Origin of the sequence: Parapedobacter soli, from assembly GCF_025460835.1 — a bacterium.
In the GTDB taxonomy this organism is placed as follows: Bacteria; Bacteroidota; Bacteroidia; order Sphingobacteriales; family Sphingobacteriaceae; genus Parapedobacter; species Parapedobacter soli.
This window is the reverse complement of sequence record NZ_JAMXAY010000053.1, coordinates 1-12,564: the sequence shown is the minus strand read 5'-3', so window position 1 is coordinate 12,564 and position 12,564 is coordinate 1. Positions and strand designations below refer to the sequence as shown.

The following is a 12,564-nucleotide window of genomic DNA, read 5'->3' as shown; positions in this document are numbered from 1 at the left end:
TGTACAGGCGCGAGTTCCACCCCGGTTGGTCGCCGAATCCGCCATCTGCATTCTGCAGACCGTTAAGCCAGTCGATACACGCCTGGACATCTTTCGGTTGGCCCCCCCAACTCGTGCAGCGCCATCACCGCCGCCCATGTATACCACACGTCCGATCGGTTGGAAACAGCAGGGTGATCTGGGCTCCAACCAAACCCGCCATCTTCTCGCTGGCATGCCCGCAGCCACCGGATGCATTGCTCGCGATTCGGTATGGGCAAATGCAGTGCCGACAGTGTACGCACGGCAGCATGGGTATGGATGAGGTGGTTGCCAAACCCGCCGTCAGGCAACTGCCTTTCGTTGATGAAACTTTCCACTGCACCGTCTTCCTGTATGCTTCCGCCGAGTGCAAGGATGCCGGCCGTCATGTGCCAAAGCGATTCCATATCGAAAAAAGTCCCTTTCAGGTAATCACGGAATTCCGTATAATTTTTACGGGGAACGTAGGCCACTTCCCATGACGACCCGGGCCCAACACCTGGCTCATGGGCGTCGTGCCTCCCATAAAGCGAATATAGCATCGCTTTTTGGTAGAACGACCAATACCAAGGACCATTTTTCCATGAAACCTTCTCCATCCAAGATTGCCCGCCATTAGACAAGCATGAATCGGCATCAGGCAGCGGAGCACCGAGCAACTGAAGTGTACGGACAGCAGGGTAGGTCCACGCCACATCGGTATACGCCTTGTCAGCGGGACCAAATGCACCGTTAGGCTTCTGGCACGACAAGACGAAAGCAATGGTATTCCGGCTGTCTATGCTGACGGCCTGCTGGCCATTCGCCGATGCCATCGGCCACAGGAACAATCCGATGCCGACAACAAAAAGGTATTTATTTTTTAAAATAAGGCACACTTCCTTTTCCTTATCTACATTTATAGGCTTCGAATGCACGGTTCGTATAGCTACATTTTGCCGTAAAGATAGCGATAATATCACTCGAAGGTCAACGGCTTCACATTTAGTTATTCCGTTGGTAGGCGTCGGCAAAAAATTTACCTTTGCCCTATGGCAATCACCCCTTCGTCAATTCCATTAGAAAATACGCGTATCGCTGTTATTGGGCTCGGGTATGTGGGGCTGCCGCTGGCCATCGCTTTTGCTGAAAAATACAACGTGCTGGGTTTTGATATCGATGCGGAGCGTATTGCCCAATTGAGGAAAGGCATAGACCGCACGCAGGAGGCCGACCCTTCCCTTTTGCAGGCGGTTACCCATCGCAGGCAAAATGACGGCCATCAGGCAATACCCGGATTATCGCTATCTACCAACGTAGAAGATCTACGGGCATACAACACCTATATCGTTACGGTGCCCACGCCGATCGATGAGTTCAAAGCTCCCGACCTGAGGCCGTTGATCGGGGCATCAGAGATGCTGGGAGGAGTCATATCGGTGGGCGACGTGGTGATTTACGAATCCACCGTGTATCCCGGTTGCACCGAAGAGGAGTGCATCCCAGTACTGGAGCGCACTTCCGGACTGGTATTCAACCGCGATTTTTTTGCCGGTTACTCGCCCGAACGGGTCAGCCCGGGCGACAAGGCCCATACGCTGAAAACGATAAAAAAGGTAACCAGTGGCTCCACCCCCGAAATTGCCGATTGGGTAGACCACCTATACCGCTCCATCATCGATGCAGGCACACACAAGGCGCCCAGCATCAAAGTGGCCGAGGCCTCAAAGGCTATCGAGAACGCCCAGCGCGATGTCAACATCTCGTTCGTCAATGAGCTATCGTTGATTTTCGACCGGATCGGTATCGACACCACCGACGTGATCGAAGCGGCAGCCACAAAATGGAACTTCTTGAAATACAAGCCGGGGTTGGTAGGCGGCCACTGCATCGGCGTAGATCCCTACTACCTCACCCACAAAGCACAAGCACTCGGTTACCTCCCGCAGGTCATCCTTTCCGGCCGTAGGGTCAACGACCAGATGGGGGCATTCGTGGCCGATAAGGTAGTGAAACTCATGATCCAGAAAGACCATCGGATCAAGGATTCACGGGCACTGATCCTGGGCATCACCTTCAAAGAAAACTGCCCTGATATCCGCAACACCCGTGTGGTAGACATCTACTACGAATTGCAGGAATTCGGGCTTGTGGTAGATATTTACGACCCATGGGCAGACCCTGAGGAGGTAGCGCGCGAATACGGACTGACCATCTTAAAAGAAGTGGATAGCAACCTGGCCTACGACGCCATTATCCTTGCCGTTGCCCATCACGAATTCCAACAGTTCGATTATGAGCACGTAAGGCGCAACAACGGGGTCATATTTGATACGAAAGCCTGCTTAGAACGCAGCTTGGTGGACGGCAGGCTCTAAAAGCCGGTGCGCCCCTGCACAAAATAATCTGCCGGGTAGGTATAATCATCGTGTTTAGCGTGGTATATACCATGGTCGGCAAAAACCAGTAACCGGCTCCCCGGCACTAAGGCCTGGAAGGCCGTTCCGTAGCCCACCGGCACATGAACCACCCGCTGATCCTCACTCCGCATGATTGTTTCCTCCACAGGCAACGCGCTCGAAGGCTCGTCCCAATTATCTATTCTGACCGACTTCATGGAGAAAGCACCCGCCAATACGTAAAACCAGCGCTGCTCGATGCGGTGGGCCCGCCAACCGCGAATCGTCTCGGTGTCTTTGTTTTCGATGATATAAAACCGCTTCACCGCGGCCATGTCAAAATCGTTCACGAAGCGGATACTCCCGCGATGATCTTCGGCGATACCGCCCTGGATACTGACTATTCCTGCCATAGGGTCACTGCATTTCAAAAACAGGGGCAATTTATAAAAATAATCAGAATAGAATCGAGCCTGAAAGTTGGCTTACACCCATCCCTCTTTGATGGCCTTGGTAATCAATTCAGCCAACGACTTTGTCTCTGTCTTTGCCAGTATGTTTCTGCGGTGTGTGTCGACAGTATGCCGGCTGATGAACAGATTCACGGCGATCGCATCGCTGCTTTGGCCCTCCACAATCAGTTTCAGGATTTCCATTTCCCGTTTGGTGAGCAACGGTTTCGATGGCAAGAAAACCACGCTGGAATTCACATTGTGATAAGATGGTTCACCATCCAGCCCGATAAATGACAGCTTGGGCGTACCTCCCATTTTAATATGGGAAATGTCGGTATGCACCCCCAAAGTACGGAGGATTCCCTGTTCCTCGCTGGTTTGGATGGTCGTAACCTGCTGAAGGATCTGCGTATACTCTCCATTCGCGTTTTTCAGCCGGTAATCGTAACTGACTTTGTACTTGAAGATCTTATCTTTGGGTAGTTGATTGAAAAACACCCCAACCGTATCTTCGAAATTGATAAAATAAGGCAGGTCTTCGGGGTGGATGTTTTTGAGGATAATCTCGGGGGTAACGTCCACTGGTTGATAACCCAACACCTGCGTAACGTTCTCATGAACAAATTCCATCTCCACAGACGAACAGTTGAAAATGTAGACATAATACTTGCCGACGTGTAGGACGTCAACAAGTTTTTTATAAAACTCGAGCTCATGAATGATACCTGCACTTTTTTTTGTTTTAGCAATCCGGCGCCAGATCTGCTTGATTTGGTCAAACGCAAGGCTTTCAGTGTTCTTGTTCAGGTGCATCATACGGCTACAAACAGATGGTTAGCTTAGTTAACAACCCCAAAGATAGCAAAATTGCGCCCTTTAACAAGCACGCCCCATCAGCAATGACCTCCCAGCCGGCCACGATGTCACCTTCATATGAAATACCGCCCCCAGCCTTGTTTGGTTTGACCATTGCATTTTTTTAATGCCCTACAAAATAATCCGCCAGCTTCTTCGTTTTAGATATAGGTTTAGGTTGATAGCCCCTAACCCCATTGGGGCGGAGACCCGTTACTTACAGAGTGGCGGGTTTCTCTTTTTTATTGCTTAAGTGCGGGTAGCTTCCTGGACCACTACCAATCCGACAATACGCGGCTCCGGAAGCTGTGGATTGACGGCGACTACGCTTACGTGGCGCGCAGTCCGGAAAGCAAGGCCTATATCCTCGACCTCCAGCATGGCTTCTTCAAACGTGGGTACGAGTTGCCGCGCCAGGGTTCCCGTACCGGTGCGTAGGGTAAATTGGCGCAAGTCACCGAGTGGGTGCATCTTCCGCCGGAAGAAATACAGCAGTTCCGCGAAAAACCGGCTGCGAACGACCAATTTGCCCCTTTTTGCATTAACGGCGCTGTAGCGATTCCGCCCCCCCAGGGGCGACGGCTTAACCGTCGCCTGCCACGAGGCTCTCGCCGATCTGGAGGCCTCCGTAAAGCACAGCCAGTGCGCAGCTAACCAGTGCAACGATGCTACTGCTGGCTGGCTCGGGATCGAACTTTGCCACGTCTGCTGCCATGCTGCCAAGGTAGTCGGTAAGCCGTGAAGTTTCATCAATAATGGCCAACGTACGGTAGTGGTTCGACGGGCTTTGCGAGAGCTCCATGAAATGGAAGGCCAGCGGTGCAATTGCCGTAAGGTTGAAAACCATGTCGACAGCGGCCCCCACCTCGGCAATGCCAGATTTGCCGATCTCCGATTTGATCAATGTAGGCAAGACCCAGAAAGCACCTTTCGCTGCTGTCGAACCGAAAAACACGCCCGACGCAAACATCGATACGGCCTCGTTTTGTATGGGGTAAGGTTTGGCAAACGTCGAAGTAATTCCGGAACATGCGCTCTGCACAATGCCGCATGCGTCTTTGAACTTGCTCAACTTCGGCACATAAGGAAGCTGAAGCAGGTCTTCCACCACGATCAAACCGCCCTTGACGCTCGATGCCAGGCCAGCAATGGCGTGGCCGTTCATGAATATAATGTTTTGCGCAGCCAGGGGCAACTTGATCAAACTGTAGAACCCTGCTGCATAATCATCGTTATCGCCGGTGCCAAATGTTTGGTTTAACGTGGCGAGGTCGGGCGCCTCGATCAACTGGGTGCTATAACCGTCGTCTTCGGTAAACGGCGCTTCCTGCGTGATTAACTTGTACAAAAGCGTACTGGGGAACGCCCCCACCATGCAGATCATATCGAGGTATGAAAACTTGATGGTATGATCAAAGGCTGCGAGGAAGTCGGACACCACGGGTATCCAAATCGGGCGGGTAAGCAGCTCAACCACCGTATCCATCAGGACCACGATCAGGTCGATGACCAGATCGATGATAATCGTGGCGGCTACGAGCACGGTGTCGGCCAGGATAGCTACCAAGGTCATCAGGATTTCCTTCACCGTCATCGATTTATACCTGTCGTTTGCGAATAGCTGATTCTGCAATGCCGTGTAGGCTCCTTTCAGCACTTCGCCTTCAGACTTGATGGCTTGCACCAATTGCCGCAGCATCTCCTCTATCATTTCGCGTTTTACCTCTCCCCGGACGGCATCGGGTTCCAGTTCATAGGTATCGGCCACGTTTTCGGTGAGCAGGTCTTGCAAAAACATATTGGGCGTGGTATACACGTCGGTATAGTCGGTTTCTGCACAGGTGGCGTCCAACGGCTGGTCGGCAACCCCGGTATCGGCGCCCTCAAGGTTAGCCCATTCGTTGATGCTGTCGATCCAGGAAGCCACTTCGTCGTTGAGCAGCCGTTTGAGGCCTTCCATCTTGGACACACCTTCCTTGAGGTACACCCGGGTGATGTTGGAAAATACGGCATTCGTGCGTGCGATGTCGTCCCAGCTGAACAGGAACTTGAGAAACTGGATAACACTTTTGATGGCCGTGGCCAGTGCTTCGAAGATGGCTTCGAGGGCCGCAATCGCTTTCTCCACCGTGTTGATCACGAAGGTGTACAGTTTCCCGCCCACGTTAGCCACAAAATGCCACATGCTTTGGGCCGTGTCTTCGATAATCTGGATAACGTATTCGGTGGCATCCTTCAGCCAGCTACAGAGGTCGCCCGCGGCTACGACGATGGCATTGCCGATGTCGTTGAGGGTATCGCCCACGGCATCGATTACGCTGAGCTGCATAGTGGCGCGGTTTACCGCGAATGCATGTATCCGTGCGCTGGGGCCAAACCGAAAGTCGGGGCGGGAGGATGCCTGCTTCTGTGCTACCCCGGCGGCGCTATTGTATTCCATATAGGCATCGGATATGGCTTGAATGGACGCTGCGGCACTGGCCAGCGCGTCAGCATCGGTACCGGCCTGGACCAACGGTTGCTGTATTTCGCCACGGTCGTTGACCACCTGGGCTTGGGCGAGGCTTTCGGCAGTATTGAGGGTAGCTGCTTTTTTAGCGGCATGGTCCATCGGATTGATGGTCTGCGGCACCGCATCTGCGGGATGCACCATAATGCGGGCGCCTTGCAGGTTATCCACCCGCTGCACCACCTTTAGGGCACCCTGTGGCCCGGTTTTGACGGTGATGGGTTCCGTATCAAGCACGTAGTAATGGTTGTTGATGTAAACAGGCACGCGGTAGGCGCTGCTCAGCTGCACAGACATGTTGGCCTGTGGCGCGTTGGCTTCATCGCACACGGTGATACGGGTGACGTAGCAGTCGCATGGCCCTGCTTTGGAATCGGGTGTGACGGGCAACAGGATATCCTGCATCATCCAGCTCGTACTTACCGGGTCTTGCATGGCCTTCTTGAGCGTGTTGGAGCCGGTATTCGCAAAATACGTATTGCCGCCGTTTACGCGGTTTTTGTAAGGTGCCAATTGCACCACCTGCGAAGCGATGGGAAGCGGGTGGGACCAGGCTCCGGGATCAGCCACCTGTGCCCGGGCGCACTCGGTATAAAACACCTGTTGTGCGCGGTTAAGCCCCCAGACCACCACCCGTTCGCCCACGGTATAGGCATACAGCGATCCGATGTCTTTGAAGAGGTCGTTGGCCATCAGGCGCATCCCCTGGGCATTATTACCTTGGTTATCGGCGGTGAAGAGGTATAGGCTGCCACTTCCGGTAGCGACATACACGTCTGTCGTGCCTTCCTCGGCTGCTGCAGCCGCGGGGGTGCTGGCAAGCGCCGTCGGGTAGCTGTCGCCCGCTATGAGCTGTGAGGTCCTTCCGGCTGCCGCGGGGTTGAACGGGTCGTAAAGCTGCTGGTAGAAAAGCGCAGGCGCCGAGCCTACGGTGCCCAATGTGTAGCTACCATCCACGAGCTCACCTTGGCGGCGACCGCCGCAGAATTGCACACCGGCAGCGTCCATATTTACCGGCAAGGCGTATTTTTTCCAGCTTGACGGTGCCCCTGCGGTCGTAATATCGAGGTAATACCGTTCGAAGGTACGCTGGCCGGGTGGCACGAAATGGGCCACGATGAAGGGCGTGGTGGTTTTTTGCCGTACGTACACGTCGGCAATCTCCGGCACGCCGCCCTGTCCGTCCGAAGTGGTATATGGTGCGGCCTGCCAAGCCAGCCCGCTGATGCGACCTTCCGCATCGGTGGTATAATCTGACGCAACAAAGAGCTGGTCCGCGTCATCCACGGTAACAACCAGCACCACCGTAAACCGGTTGCTTTCGCCGTTTTGATCCACGGCAAATGTTTTGGCCATCGGCGTCTTGCCGGGAAAGAACCCGGCCAGCCCGGCTGTAAGGTCCCACCGGTGCCAGCCTGTCCCTTCGCCGGTCACTTCTTCAGTAAGGTAAAGCCGCTGGTCAGTTCCGATAGAAAACAAAAGGGAACGGCCTTCTGCGGTTTGCAGCGCTTCAAACTTCTTATCAGGCGCGAGGGTTTCCGCCTGCATGTAGTTGGTCATGAGTTCGGCGGAGGTGAATATCTTCTGGGTTGCCATCTCTTTATCGCTTTTAAGGTAAATGTATCTGTTATCCTTGGTAGGTAATTTCGACGGTGAGGTCTTTCGCCTCCGAAAAACGGGGGTTCGCAAAATAAAACGCCTGCGCTCCGGGGAACACCCAGGCCAGCGATCCGTTGATAATTCCCGAAATCGCGGCGTCATAGCCGTCGGTGAGCGTCCGCAGCCTGTCTGCCAGCTGAGCGACCTCATCGATGAGCTTGCCGGTATCGCCACCGGTAAGGTATTTGGACCAGGTACTGGCTTTATCCTGATAATAGGGCGCGTTTTTATCGGAAGACTGGATCAGGTTTTCTACGGTTACATTTGGGGTTAGCCAGATCATCCCTGCCGTGCTGTTGTCTGCGGTGGTTCCCGCCCCCACGGCTGTCATCGTAAAGACGCTCGTATTCCGCTGGGCAAAGGCGTAGCCTTTCGTCTCCGATGCGGTGCTGCCCAATATCAGTCGCTCAACCTCGTAGTCGTAAAATAACGTTACGGTCGTTTGGCACGTGATGGTATTTCCGGCGATGGTGACGGTTGATTCGACCTGCAGGGTAACCCGCAATTCATCGTGGTGCGATGTCGGCAAATACACGGTCTGCTCATCCTTTTGCGTGGAGCTGTGCGAAAATTTCAAGCCCGTTTCGGTCCGTGTATACGTTGGCGTGATATTGCTGGCATTCAGCGACACCGCGGGATCGCCATGGTTGTACCATTTATTATTCTCGTCGATATCGACATGGACGGTCATGCACAGCGGGGCAAGACTAGGGGCCAGCGCTTCGTTGAGGTAGTCGAGGAAGATCTCGCTCCTCACCGCCATAACCCCCGGTGCAGGGCTGCTGCTGTCTACCCAGTCCCAGCCGAAGGGGGCAATGGGGGCCGGCATGGGGCGGTTGCCGCTCATCACAAGGTAGTTGAGCGTAGATAAGCCCGGCTGGCGCGGATCGCTGTATGGCGACACCACGTAATTGAGTGCAGTGGGTATGATGGATGCCGGAGGGTATACTCCCTGCGGTTGCAGCGCATTTCCGAGCGTGATACCGCCATTGGCGACAAGTGGAAGCCAGTAGCTATTTAAAAAAGCATTCAGGTCGCCGTAAATCGGGTCGGTTGGGTCAAACCCGATGACGGATGGCTGCGCGCCGGCAACCAGTTCGGGCGTATGCAGGTTGAGCAGGAGCTGCTGGAGGCTGAACATCGTTGCGGGATCGAGGTTATAGACCGACTTAAGGTGTTCCTGCACCGTTGGCGGCAGGTCTGCAAGCTTCACGTCTTCCGGCAGCGTAAGGTTGAGGTCTACCAGCCACTGGAACATCCATGGGTTATCGTCGGGTTGCGCCACCTGTTCTACCGTCCACGCGTTCCATCCGTAGGTGAGCTTCATCAGCTCGAAGGAGGCAAAATAGGTGGTGTACTGCACCGTCTGTGCGAGGTCTTTGGCGGTGTTGCTGTTGGCCGGTGGCGTAAGGGTAAGGACGTCGGGCATCTCCGCGGGGGGAATGCCCCGAGGTAAGCCGAACCCTACCCTGAAAGCATAGGCAAAGCCTGCGGCGGCCATGCTGTTACCCAGCTCTTGGTAGGTCTGATCGTCGCTGGTGGTACCGTTGGGAATGGCGAAGATATCTTGCCCGCCGGTCATGGCCTGCACTTCTTCGGCAGTCATCACGGTGGTACCCCCCACATGTGTGGCCGGGTCGTTGTACCGGTAGTATTCCGCAAGGGGTGGCGCTTGGGCACCTGCGGTGGCGATGGTCTGCTTGATGCTTGCGTTTAACGTGTCCTGCGTTAATGCCGAAACGAGGTCATAACGGTATGCCTCGCTAGAGAGATTGGAGCTTTGGGCACTCATGGCAATTTGTTTTTCAGTAGTAGATAATGTGCGGCAGCCTATCCGGCGACCTCACCCACCAAAGGTAGGGAAATGGCTACCACCAAACAGCTACCCTTTTGGGGGGTAGGAATAACTCAGGCACGCTGCATGAGGCCACACCCGATTGGCAGCCTTGGGCCCTGTTCTTTCTTAAGGCATTGCGTCAGCAGAAGCATCGGCTGGCGAGGATGGTGCTGAAAGGATACCCTGGGAGCGATTAAGACCTTATAAGTCGACCACGGCTCGCCAGGTCATCCCGCTTATATCAACCAGTTGGAGGACATAGCGCTTATCCATCGGCAGGCGCAGGTCGGTCAAATTTATCGACAAGTCCGCTTTCGCACCGAGCGGTATCACCATGCTATGCGCACCGCTTCGTACCTTTGCTACATAATGGTTATGGATGTTCTCCGCGGGGAACGCAGCCAAGTCATCCCCGTCTAGGGCAAAAACCGTTTCGCCCTCTTCGGTCAGCAGTTGGATTCCGATAAGGAAAGAACCGTACACATCCGCGCCTTCCGTGCGGTACACCTGAAACCGCAACCGGTTGCCCGCAAGCTGCACATCGGCGAGCTCAATCTTAGGCCTAACGGATTTATTGTGCAGCGTACCCCATACACCGCCGTGGAAGTACTGGTTGGTAAACAAGGTGAGTGCAAATATCAACAGGGAACCGATCAGTACAAACCGGCGGGGTGCAGCTAGGGGCAACGGGCCGGAGCCCAGCCAGCGGAACCACGGGGCATGGGTAAACGACAGGTTCTTCCGGACGAAATAATGGTCAAGCGAATAATTTGCACTGCCACTTAAAAACAGCGTAAAACCACCAGCCACGCCCAGCACGCCAATCTGCCATTCATCCAAGCAGGTGGTGCCGAGCCAACCGGATCCCAACAGGATACCCATGGCCAGCCCGAATACCCCGATCCCCATCAGCCGGGTGAAAAGCCCCAACATAACAAATAGCCCAACAACGGCTTCAATAATGGTAAAAGCCACCATAGCGGTATGCAGGTGGTCAGGATGTGTAACGAGGTATTCAATGACCGGCTGGATGCCCAATGCATTGGGCAGGAAATGGTTGAATTTCTCCCCGATATAGCCGGCCCCCTCGGGGTCGAGTTTGTTTTCGAGGATCAATCTCCGCCAAAAGGCGGAGAAATAGGTCCACCCGATAACCAGGCGGATTGCCAACGTGAAAAGACCGGCCGATGACGGCTGGTCATAACGAGTCTGTTTCATGATTATATTTTAATGTAAACGAATTACTGAAAAACGTACTGCGATAGGGGTGTTATGCAGCCGCGTCTAGCTTCAGCCGTTTAAATAAAATATACTTTGGTGGGGTTTTGCCGGAGGGCACCGCTGTGTGAAAATACAGGGATGACACCGTTACGTTCGGCGTGTCTGCCTGCCAGCGGCAAAAATCGGGCGCTGGCCGAATGGGTTTCTTTACGTCCGATTGGTTCTGGGATGCCGTAATTAGGGGAGCTGCGCTACATCCACTGAAAGTCGTGGCGACAGCCCGCGATTTATTCAGTGGCTGGGCGTACGTCACTTCGATGGCGTCAAACAGGCCAACCTTTACCGTGCACGGTGCCAATGCGAAAAGCACCAGCATTGTCAGGCTGATACGCTTTAATGTGGCTGTTTGTCTGTCGAAATAACGCATCGCATGCTAAGATACGTTTCTATTGCCAATAATACTAAAAACTGTATATATCGGGATCGTCAAGCGGTGTGCGTTCTGCCCACTCCAATCCCCCGGCAGCTCACCGTTGGAAAACTCGATATAAATCAGCCGTCTTTTCTTTCGGTTGGTTGTCCTGCTGGAGCTATGCGGAGCAGGTGCTTGCTGCCTTAATCCACCCGATAACTTCCGTAAGCTGTGATACTATACTTGCTCGAATCTCACTAAAGTTAAAAAAAGCTCAACCAAAAAATATGTCAAATTGTTGCTGGTCCGGTTACCTGGTTTCCGCCTTACAAACCAGTTCGAATTCTTTGATCATAACGATGTCCGAAGCCGGTATGGTTTGCACTAGTTCGGCGACAAAGTCGTTTTTGAGTTTCTTGGCTAAACGACTGGCGCTCCCCGAATACTCATGTTCGGTAATCCGTGCAGTAAGCATCACGGTAATCGGGATGCGTATCGTCTGGAGCGTTCCCTCAGCCATACAGACTGCCTTGGACCGGAGTTAAAATCCGCCGGGTCCAGGCACTGCCTGGACTTCATCGTTATGCACATATATCCGGGGGAGGACAGGAATAGGCATGTTGTCGGGCCATGTTAACGTATTTTCGGCAATAAACAGCCAGTCATTGTCTGTTCGCTTATAGGTATACGTGATTACGGGGTTTTCGGTAAAAACAGCCGTACCGTTTGTTTGCAAGGTAAGGTATGGCTTGTCTTTTCCTACCCAATCGGTCAGGTCAAAGAAAGACTGCGTTGCCAGCAACGATTTGTATTCTTCGGTCAGCGGTTGCTCACCGGCTGAAGTAAACACACGGGTTTCCGATTTGACCGAATATTGATCGCCTACAAACGTAAGCGGGTAGGAAGGCTCAGCCTCCTTATCTTTGGAGCAGGCGGACACCATCAGGGTCAGTACCAGAAAGCGGGCAACAAGTTTACTCTTTAACATCCAAGCTATAATTTGCAGGTAAAGATATACAAAAACCGATTCCGTTTAGCCCCGATTCTCCCCGTTTCGGGGCTTTCTTTTGAACCCTTATAACCGGTGCGGGTCACACTTCCCGCCTGACTTCCGCTTTCGACGTAGCGAGTTTCTGAGAGCCTACAATCCGGCAATCAATATTATATTTTCTTAATTAGTCATCCCTTAAATTCTGTACAACACACTAACAGTCAGT

The 12,564-nt window shown here is 53.5% G+C and carries 12 protein-coding genes; 2 read left to right on the top strand and 10 right to left on the bottom strand.

Annotation, left to right across the window (positions count from 1 at the left end):
* Positions 1 to 62: 62 nt before the first annotated feature.
* On the bottom strand, positions 63 to 938 hold the full coding sequence (locus NGM62_RS17885; RefSeq protein ID WP_262249656.1) for a prenyltransferase/squalene oxidase repeat-containing protein: 876 nt from the start codon (positions 936 to 938) through the stop codon (positions 63 to 65).
* Positions 939 to 1,052: 114 nt separating this feature from the next.
* Here NGM62_RS17885 and NGM62_RS17880 point away from each other — a divergent pair, with 114 nt between their 5' ends.
* Positions 1,053 to 2,378, top strand: coding sequence for a nucleotide sugar dehydrogenase (locus NGM62_RS17880; protein WP_262249655.1), 1,326 nt, complete (start codon positions 1,053 to 1,055; stop codon positions 2,376 to 2,378).
* Here the strand turns inward: NGM62_RS17880 and NGM62_RS17875 are convergent.
* The 5 genes from NGM62_RS17875 to NGM62_RS17855 all read right to left on the bottom strand — a co-directional run bounded on the left by NGM62_RS17875 (position 2,375) and on the right by NGM62_RS17855 (position 9,669).
* Entirely contained in the window at positions 2,375 to 2,812 is a 438-nt protein-coding gene (locus NGM62_RS17875; RefSeq protein WP_262249654.1) for a WxcM-like domain-containing protein, read from the bottom strand. The genes NGM62_RS17880 and NGM62_RS17875 overlap by 4 nt on opposite strands.
* A gap of 72 nt (positions 2,813 to 2,884) precedes the next feature.
* Positions 2,885 to 3,670, bottom strand: a complete 786-nt coding sequence (locus NGM62_RS17870) for a LuxR C-terminal-related transcriptional regulator (RefSeq protein ID WP_262249653.1) — start codon at positions 3,668 to 3,670, stop codon at positions 2,885 to 2,887.
* Positions 3,671 to 3,958: 288 nt separating this feature from the next.
* On the bottom strand, positions 3,959 to 4,234 hold the full coding sequence (locus NGM62_RS17865) for a hypothetical protein (protein WP_262249652.1): 276 nt from the start codon (positions 4,232 to 4,234) through the stop codon (positions 3,959 to 3,961).
* A gap of 58 nt (positions 4,235 to 4,292) precedes the next feature.
* Entirely contained in the window at positions 4,293 to 7,814 is a 3,522-nt protein-coding gene (locus tag NGM62_RS17860) for a hypothetical protein (protein ID WP_262249651.1), read from the bottom strand.
* A gap of 31 nt (positions 7,815 to 7,845) precedes the next feature.
* Positions 7,846 to 9,669, bottom strand: a complete 1,824-nt coding sequence (locus NGM62_RS17855; protein WP_262249650.1) for a hypothetical protein — start codon at positions 9,667 to 9,669, stop codon at positions 7,846 to 7,848.
* 98 nt (positions 9,670 to 9,767) lie between these two features.
* On the opposite strand from NGM62_RS17855, the gene NGM62_RS17850 reads away from it, so the two are divergent.
* Positions 9,768 to 9,911: a hypothetical protein gene (locus NGM62_RS17850; RefSeq protein WP_262249649.1), complete on the top strand. Its 144-nt coding sequence runs from the start codon at positions 9,768 to 9,770 to the stop codon at positions 9,909 to 9,911.
* A gap of 4 nt (positions 9,912 to 9,915) precedes the next feature.
* Here the strand turns inward: NGM62_RS17850 and NGM62_RS17845 are convergent, their stop codons facing one another.
* From NGM62_RS17845 to NGM62_RS17830, 4 genes are all read right to left on the bottom strand, one after another.
* Complete coding sequence (locus NGM62_RS17845; RefSeq protein WP_262249648.1) at positions 9,916 to 10,932, bottom strand: TQO small subunit DoxD; 1,017 nt, start codon at positions 10,930 to 10,932, stop codon at positions 9,916 to 9,918.
* Between the two features lie 52 nt (positions 10,933 to 10,984).
* Complete coding sequence (locus NGM62_RS17840; RefSeq protein WP_262249647.1) at positions 10,985 to 11,362, bottom strand: hypothetical protein; 378 nt, start codon at positions 11,360 to 11,362, stop codon at positions 10,985 to 10,987.
* 295 nt (positions 11,363 to 11,657) lie between these two features.
* On the bottom strand, positions 11,658 to 11,867 hold the full coding sequence (locus NGM62_RS17835) for a hypothetical protein (protein WP_262249646.1): 210 nt from the start codon (positions 11,865 to 11,867) through the stop codon (positions 11,658 to 11,660).
* 21 nt (positions 11,868 to 11,888) lie between these two features.
* On the bottom strand, positions 11,889 to 12,335 hold the full coding sequence (locus tag NGM62_RS17830) for a hypothetical protein (RefSeq protein ID WP_262249645.1): 447 nt from the start codon (positions 12,333 to 12,335) through the stop codon (positions 11,889 to 11,891).
* Positions 12,336 to 12,564: the final 229 nt, after the last annotated feature.

What these genes read in the sequence shown, in the direction of transcription:
- NGM62_RS17880 (WP_262249655.1), top strand. Translation starts at nt 1,053, where the DNA reads ATGGCAATCACCCCTTCGTCAATTCCATTAGAAAATACGCGTATCGCT.
- NGM62_RS17875 (WP_262249654.1), bottom strand. Translation starts at nt 2,812, where the DNA reads ATGGCAGGAATAGTCAGTATCCAGGGCGGTATCGCCGAAGATCATCGC.
- NGM62_RS17870 (WP_262249653.1), bottom strand. Translation starts at nt 3,670, where the DNA reads ATGATGCACCTGAACAAGAACACTGAAAGCCTTGCGTTTGACCAAATC.
- NGM62_RS17860 (WP_262249651.1), bottom strand. Translation starts at nt 7,814, where the DNA reads ATGGCAACCCAGAAGATATTCACCTCCGCCGAACTCATGACCAACTAC.
- NGM62_RS17855 (WP_262249650.1), bottom strand. Translation starts at nt 9,669, where the DNA reads ATGAGTGCCCAAAGCTCCAATCTCTCTAGCGAGGCATACCGTTATGAC.
- NGM62_RS17845 (WP_262249648.1), bottom strand. Translation starts at nt 10,932, where the DNA reads ATGAAACAGACTCGTTATGACCAGCCGTCATCGGCCGGTCTTTTCACG.
- NGM62_RS17840 (WP_262249647.1), bottom strand. Translation starts at nt 11,362, where the DNA reads ATGCGTTATTTCGACAGACAAACAGCCACATTAAAGCGTATCAGCCTG.
- NGM62_RS17835 (WP_262249646.1), bottom strand. Translation starts at nt 11,867, where the DNA reads ATGGCTGAGGGAACGCTCCAGACGATACGCATCCCGATTACCGTGATG.
- NGM62_RS17830 (WP_262249645.1), bottom strand. Translation starts at nt 12,335, where the DNA reads ATGTTAAAGAGTAAACTTGTTGCCCGCTTTCTGGTACTGACCCTGATG.